Consider the following 2,982-nt stretch of genomic DNA (forward strand, 5'->3'; position numbering starts at 1 on the left):
AGGAATATAAATTAACCAATCAACCAGCTGCTTTAAAAAAGGAAAATTTAGTGAGCGAAGTCTACCAATATGAATTTGCTTATATTGGTTTGCAATCATCAAAAGTCATTTTAGATAAAACAAGAAAGATCAGCTTCTATGGCTTAATCAAAGAAAGCCATCCTACAGCAGTAACGCAGTTAGAATTTAAAGAGGAGCTTTCTAAGGCTGCTGCTAGTATAAATCAGGTTGAAGCTCCCTTTGCTCCTGTAGAAGTACTGCGTCGTAATGAATTGTTTAGCCAAGACATGCTCACAGGAAATAAATTTACTGCAGCAGAAATTGATGACTATTTTCCCAAAAGACAAGCAGAAGAAACAAAAGACAAACAATTATTATCTTTCTTTACTGAAACAAATGAACACATCGTTTTACAAGATAAAGAATGTCAAATGGAACGCTCTCATGGACATATCGTGATGAGCGGTACGAATACCAGTATTTATCAAGAAACGATGACAAGTACTTCTTATATGTATGGTTTGTTTCAAGCGCAAATTGTTTTAGGAAATACATCTATGAATAAATTTAATACGAATGCCAGAAATGCATTGAATTTTTTCAAGACATCAGGACAACGTATATACATTAAACGTGCAGAACAATTTCATCTATTAACTATGCCTTCAGCTTATGAATTAGGTTTCAACTATGCCAAATGGTTTTATAAGTTAGATGACGACGTTTTAATAATAGCGGTATATACAGCAACAGACACAACTGAAATCAAGATGACGATAACGTCAACTAAAGAAATTGAATATGAATGGTTAGTGACGAATCAAGTCATTATGAATGATACAGAATATATTACAGGATATAATCAGCAGTTCGATCCGGCTACACAAACTTATTTCTTTACACCTGATTTAAATTCTGGAATGGTAAAAAAGTATCCAGATTTATCTTATCAATTGCATTATGATGGCAGTAAAGCGACGATTTTTAGTGAAGCAGAGTTCTTCGAAAATGCGCAGAAAAAACAAAATACAACTTCGCTTTTTTCATTGCTTTTTGATAAAACAGCAAAGGTAAAACTAAGTATTACAGCTAGTTTGGTTGGCGATATTGTTACGCCGTCAAAACAAACTTTTAGAGAATCAAAAGAAATCTATCGCAATTATCTGTCTAGCTTAATGAATGATTTTCAGTTGTCTAAAAAGAATGATACTACTCTTGAAATTACTCGTTTAAATATAACTAGTTTTTGGTATACCCATAACATGTTAGTACATTATCTAGTGCCTCATGGACTAGAACAATATGGTGGAGCAGCTTGGGGAACGCGAGACGTTTGTCAAGGACCAGCTGAATTTTTCTTAGCAAATCAAAAATATGATATTGTTAGAGAAATTATTTTAATTCTGTTCAGTCACCAATTTGTGGAAGATGGAAACTGGCCACAATGGTTTATGTTTGATAAGTATGAAGATACTATGGCGGATGAAAGTCATGGAGATATTATCGTATGGCCTTTAAAACTGATTGGTGATTACTTAACTCAAACAGGGGATACTGCTATTTTAAATGAACCATTAAATTATATGTCTAAAGAAAAAATGAAATCAGTTGAACCTAAAGTTCCGTTAGTTGATCATGTTAAAAAAGCCATTACTTATATAAAAGAACATTTCTTGCCGGAAACGTATCTCTCATGCTATGGAGATGGAGATTGGGATGATACTTTACAACCGAATAATAAAAAGTTAAAAGAGAATATGGCAAGTACGTGGACAGTTTCATTGACATACCAAGTATTGAAACGTTTTTCTAAAAGTATTGCATCTTTGGATGCTGATTGGTCTAAAGAAATGAAAGAATTAAGTGAGCACATTGGAGCAGATTTCCGGAAATATATGTTGAAAACAGATATCTTGCCAGGCTTTGTTTTGATGCATGAGGGCAATCAACCGGAATATATTATCCATCCACAAGATACTAAGACAGGGATTGATTATCGTTTATTACCAATGTCTAGAAGTATGATCAGTGAGCTACTGACTAAGACTGAAAAAGATAACCACTTAAAAATAATTCAAAAAGAATTGCAAATGCCAGACGGTGTTCACCTTATGAGCCAGCCAGCTAACTATGCAGGCGGTGTGAGTACTTATTTTAAACGCGCTGAACAAGCAGCTAATTTCGGTCGCGAGATTGGATTACAATATGTTCATGCTCATATTCGATTTGCTGAAGCGATGGCAAAAATTGGCGAAAAAAATGAAGCTTGGAAAGCTCTGCAAACGGTAAATCCGATTCTTATCCAAGAGAATGTTCCAAATGCAGAAATCCGCCAAAGTAATGCTTATTTTAGCAGTTCAGATGGAAAGTTTGCTACAAGATATGAAGCAGGAGAAAAGTTTAATGAGTTAAGGACCGGAGAAAGAACGGTTAAAGGCGGATGGAGAATTTACTCAAGCGGCCCAGGAATTTATATCAATCAATTAGTTAGCAATGTACTTGGATTTAGACTAGAACAACAAGATTTGATTATTGATCCAGTCTTACCCGATAAATTAAATGGATTACAGTTGACTTATGCTTATTTAGATACACCGTTAACCATAAAATTTGAATTAGGAACAGGAAAAGAATTTGCTGAATTGAATGGACAAGTCCTTTCGGGAGTTCAGTTAGAAAACCCTTATCGCCAAGGAGGAATACGCTATTCAAAAGAAATGATAGCAGCAAATTTGGCAAAGCAGGAAAATATTTTAAAAATTGTAAGATAAAACTTGAAAACGATTTCTTTTGAGAGTATACTACTTTATAGAAACGTTTCTATTGATTGGAATATCTCTTAAATTTTACTGAAAAGTAATCTTTGAGGGATAATCTAATATCGTATTACTCTCTGTTAGAAAGCAAAGGACTAATAAGAAAGGGGCATATATGCAAACAGTAGTTAACTCTAAAAAAATAAAAAAAGATAAGGTTAGCTTT

The 2,982-nt window shown here is 33.8% G+C and carries 1 protein-coding gene; it reads left to right on the forward strand.

The features are described 5' to 3' along the window. On the forward strand, positions 1-2,771 hold a 2,771-nt coding region (locus tag RT405_RS06500), incomplete at its 5' end, for a GH36-type glycosyl hydrolase domain-containing protein (RefSeq protein ID WP_313468548.1). Positions 2,772-2,982 lie beyond the last annotated feature (211 nt).

The organism is Carnobacterium sp. (genome assembly GCF_032094055.1).
Lineage (GTDB): Bacteria > Bacillota > Bacilli > Lactobacillales > Carnobacteriaceae > Carnobacterium_A.